Below are 3,489 nucleotides of genomic sequence, written 5' to 3'. Positions count from 1 at the left end.
AGCAGAAAGGAATTGTTTGACAAGCTTTGCAGATCCGTGCCGGAGCAGACCGCCTCCTCGCACCCGGAGGCGCCCTCCGCGCCCGCCGAACAGCCGGGCATCGAGGCCGAGCCGCCGCCGGAGGAATCCCTTTCCCCGGCGCGGACGGCAGAGCTGCTGGCCGCCGCGCTCCGGGAGGGGGACGTCCCCGCGCTCGAGGCGCTGGCCAATCCCGCCTTCGGCGTGGAGGGCAAGCTCGACTACTGGAAGGCGGTTTCAATCGACAGCGTCTCGCATGGGGAACCGGAACAGGACGGCGAAGATTGGCTCTGCCGATTCACGCTGGAGGTGTCCGACCCGGGCGAAACGCCTCTCAAGACGGGTGAAAACGCCTGCATCGCGCGGATCGGCTGTGCGCCCTACGGCATGTGGGACCGCTATTCGGTGCTGTCCTTCGCGCCCGCGGGCAAGGAGATACCCGGCACGGAGCTGTCGCGGAGCGCCGCCGCGCGGCAGGTCCGGTGGATGCGCGATTTCGCCTTTTTCGAGACGTTCGACGACCCGGCGGAGATCGACCGTGGGGCGCTGCTCGACTTCCTGCTCGGGACGGCCGCGCGGGACTATCCCGAGGAGGAGGCGACCCCGATCGGGATTGGCTCCGGCCTCGGCTATACCCAGGCGCAGCTCGACGCGGTCGCCGGGAAGTATTTTGGTTTGGACGGCTTCGTCATGACCGATTCGCCCCTCTACGACGCGGAGAGCGGCTGCTATGGGCTCAACGGGCACGGCGGCGGCTACCGCAACGAGCGGATTGTGCGGATCGACGAGGGCGCGGACCGGTGCGACGTCTGGATCGAACAGTACGGCGAGCCGTTCCAGCTCCTGCCGACCGGCGCCCTCCGGTATACCCTCGCGCCCAACGGCGACGGCAGCTTCCGGTATCTCTCGGTGAAGGCGTTCCCGGCTGTGCCGGAATCATAGCGGAAAGAGGTGATCGCGGGCAATCCGGCCCGTTCACATAACAAAACGCGGGGATCAAAACACGGCCCGGTTGGTAGTCCGGGCGCGGCGGAAGCCGTCAGTAACCTGCCTCCTAAGGTTGTCCGTTCCCCGCGGCGAACACTCTTTTAGGAGGAACGGCAAATGGACATTCGCGGCAGGACAACGGTTTATTTCGAGGACCCGTTCTGGGTCGCGGTTTGCGAGGTTTCCGAGGGCGGAAAGCTGCGCGCCGCGCGGGTGGTGTTCGGCGCGGAGCCGAAGGACTACGAGGTTTACGGGTATTTCCTCGATCACTGGCGAAGGCTGCGGTTCAGTCCGCCCGTCCCCGATGGGGAAAGCGCCGCAAGGCAGATCAATCCCAAGCGGATGCAGCGGGAGATCGCGCGCGGGCTTGCCCGGACGGGAACGGGGACCAAGGCGCAGCAGGCGGTGAGCCTGATGCGCGAGGAAGCGGCGCGCGAGCGCAAGGTGAACGCAAAGGCGCGCGCCGAAGAGGAAAAGGCGCAGCGGTACGCGCTGCGCCAGCAGAAGAAAAAGGAAAAGCACCGGGGCCGCTAGGCCCCAGAAGAGGGAAGGGGGCTTTGCGGATTTCTGCAAAGCCCCCTTCCCTTATCCAAAACGTTGCTACTGGTGACACATTTCGCCACAGGCTGATCAGATCCTGCTATCCTTGTAAGGGCCACATGGCTCAAAAACTTACAAGGAAGGTGAAGGGATGCCGATTGACGGGGATATTCTCAAAGAACTGCGCAGGGACCAGGGCTATAATCAAGAAGAGATGGGGCGAATATTCGGGCTGTCTGTGAAAGCCTACTCGAGCCGGGAAACGGGACGGACGAAGATCAGCATCGAAATGCTGGAAAAGATGGCGGATCATCTGGGCACCTCAACCGATTATCTGTTGGGACGCACAGCGGTTGAAAAGCCCTACCCACCACGGCGGCGCAGGTAAAAAGGAACCCCGGGACGGCGCGCCGTCCCGGGGTTCCTTTTATGTATCGTTTAGTCTCCGTCGAACACCGTTTCGATCAGCCGGTCGGAGCAGTCGGGCGAATAACGCCACCGGTTCAGGTGCCCCTCCGTGAGAAAATAGCGGGTGGGCTGGGCGCGCCACGAGGCCTCAAAGGAATCGACGATGATGAGCTTTACCTTCATCTTTTCCGGGATGAGGCTTTTGATATAGACGCTCGCGTGCTGGCCGACGGCCACTCCCTCGCGCGGTTCCGCAAGCCCGGCGAGGTTGGGGGAAAGCTCGACGAACACGCCGTATTCCTCCACCGAACGCACGATGCCCGCCACCGTCTCGCCCGCCGAGAACATGGCGGCGTTTTCGCTCCAGGTGCCGAGCAGCTCCTTGTGGGAGAGGGAGACGCGCCCGCCCGGTTCAAGCGCCTTGACGACCGCCCTGATGTCCTGCGCGGGGGAGAAGCGGTCGCGCGGGTGGGAGATTCGGCTGATGGAGATTGCGTCGATCGGGATGAGGGAGGGGATGCCGCAGCCGATATCCACGAAACACCCGAACGATTCCAGATGGGTGACACGCGCGTCGATGATGTCGCCGGGGACGAGGGACGCGATATAATTGTCCTGGCACTCCTGCTGGACCGCGCGGCGGGACAGCTGGGGGATAACGGTGCCGTCGGACGCTTTGACAAAGCCGGTGATGCGGTAGCAGACCGGTTTGTTGACTCTGGAGATGATGGCGATGTCGCGGGTGGTGCCCTCCGCGATCCCGAGCGCCGCTTCGTCGCGCGGGATGATTCCGCGCCATGCGCCCATGTCCACAATCAGGTTGTGGTCGGGGTCGCAGACGACCGCGCGGCTTTCCAGGATGCGCCCCGAGGCGTGCGCCTCCTGAAGGGCGCTCAGCGAGTGGAACGCCTGCCGGTTCGCCGGGGTATCTATCAGCAGTCCTTCCGGTTTGTAGTTTGGCATTTTGTGAGCCCTCCTCTTTCAACATACCCCATTTATATGAGCGCGTGGGGCGGAATAGAAGATGGATTTGCCTTTGGATTGCTGCTCGGGGAGCGGCGAAGCCCTCGTTGATTTGCCGCGTTGCGCCCGGCGGGGCTTTAGATGCGCTCCTCGCCTGCGGCGAGCGCCGCAGAGCGGCGACGCGCATTCAAAGAGGGCCACAGGCCCCCTTTGGATTCCCCGTAGGGAGTCGCCATGCGACCCGGCCCTGCGGGCCGGAACCCTAAGCGGAGCCGCCTTCGGCGGCAAAAATCGCGAGCGCGTTCCGCCGCGCGGCGGTTTTGGGTTTTCCGCCCTGCGGACGGACGGCCTTTTTCGCGCCCCTCCGGGGCGTTCCAGATGTGCCGCCTGCGGCGGCGGAGATTGCCGGGTCCCGCCCCGGCGGTGGTTCTGGATTTGCCGCGCTGCGCCCGGCGGGGCTATCGCGGGAATTGCCGCTTTCCAAGCGGCAAGAATGACTAGCGCGTTCCGCCGCGCGGCACGGGTTCCTTTTCGGACGGACGAAAAGGAACCAAAAGTCCGCCTAAGGGGGCT

Annotated in this window: 4 protein-coding genes; 3 read left to right on the top strand and 1 reads right to left on the bottom strand. The window is 64.3% G+C overall.

The window, feature by feature from the left end; translation table 11 throughout:
* The 3 genes from RCI06_RS14305 to RCI06_RS14295 form a co-directional block, all read left to right on the top strand.
* Nucleotides 1-960, top strand: a 960-nt coding sequence (locus RCI06_RS14305; RefSeq protein ID WP_306576429.1) for a hypothetical protein, incomplete at its 5' end; no start/stop codon positions are given.
* Nucleotides 961-1,122: 162 nt separating this feature from the next.
* A complete protein-coding gene (locus tag RCI06_RS14300; protein ID WP_101549267.1) occupies nucleotides 1,123-1,539 on the top strand; it encodes a YjdF family protein in 417 nt (138 codons plus the stop codon).
* 157 nt (nucleotides 1,540-1,696) lie between these two features.
* On the top strand, nucleotides 1,697-1,933 hold the full coding sequence (locus RCI06_RS14295; RefSeq protein WP_256152772.1) for a helix-turn-helix domain-containing protein: 237 nt from the start codon (nucleotides 1,697-1,699) through the stop codon (nucleotides 1,931-1,933).
* Nucleotides 1,934-1,983: 50 nt separating this feature from the next.
* Here RCI06_RS14295 and RCI06_RS14290 read toward each other — a convergent pair whose 3' ends face one another.
* Nucleotides 1,984-2,916 carry a S1 RNA-binding domain-containing protein gene (locus RCI06_RS14290; RefSeq protein WP_101549270.1) on the bottom strand — a complete coding sequence of 311 codons (933 nt, stop codon included), beginning with the start codon at nucleotides 2,914-2,916 and terminating at the stop codon, nucleotides 1,984-1,986.
* Between the last annotated feature and the right edge of the window lie 573 nt (nucleotides 2,917-3,489).

This window comes from Anaerotruncus massiliensis (ex Togo et al. 2026), assembly GCF_030825285.1.
In the GTDB taxonomy this organism is placed as follows: Bacteria; Bacillota; Clostridia; order Oscillospirales; family Ruminococcaceae; genus Anaerotruncus; species Anaerotruncus massiliensis.
This window is presented reverse-complemented; position numbering and strand designations above follow the sequence as displayed.

Excerpts from the sequence above, each read along its gene's own strand:
- RCI06_RS14300 (WP_101549267.1), top strand. The coding sequence starts at position 1,123 with ATGGACATTCGCGGCAGGACAACGGTTTATTTCGAGGACCCGTTCTGG.
- RCI06_RS14295 (WP_256152772.1), top strand. The coding sequence starts at position 1,697 with ATGCCGATTGACGGGGATATTCTCAAAGAACTGCGCAGGGACCAGGGC.
- RCI06_RS14290 (WP_101549270.1), bottom strand. The coding sequence starts at position 2,916 with ATGCCAAACTACAAACCGGAAGGACTGCTGATAGATACCCCGGCGAAC.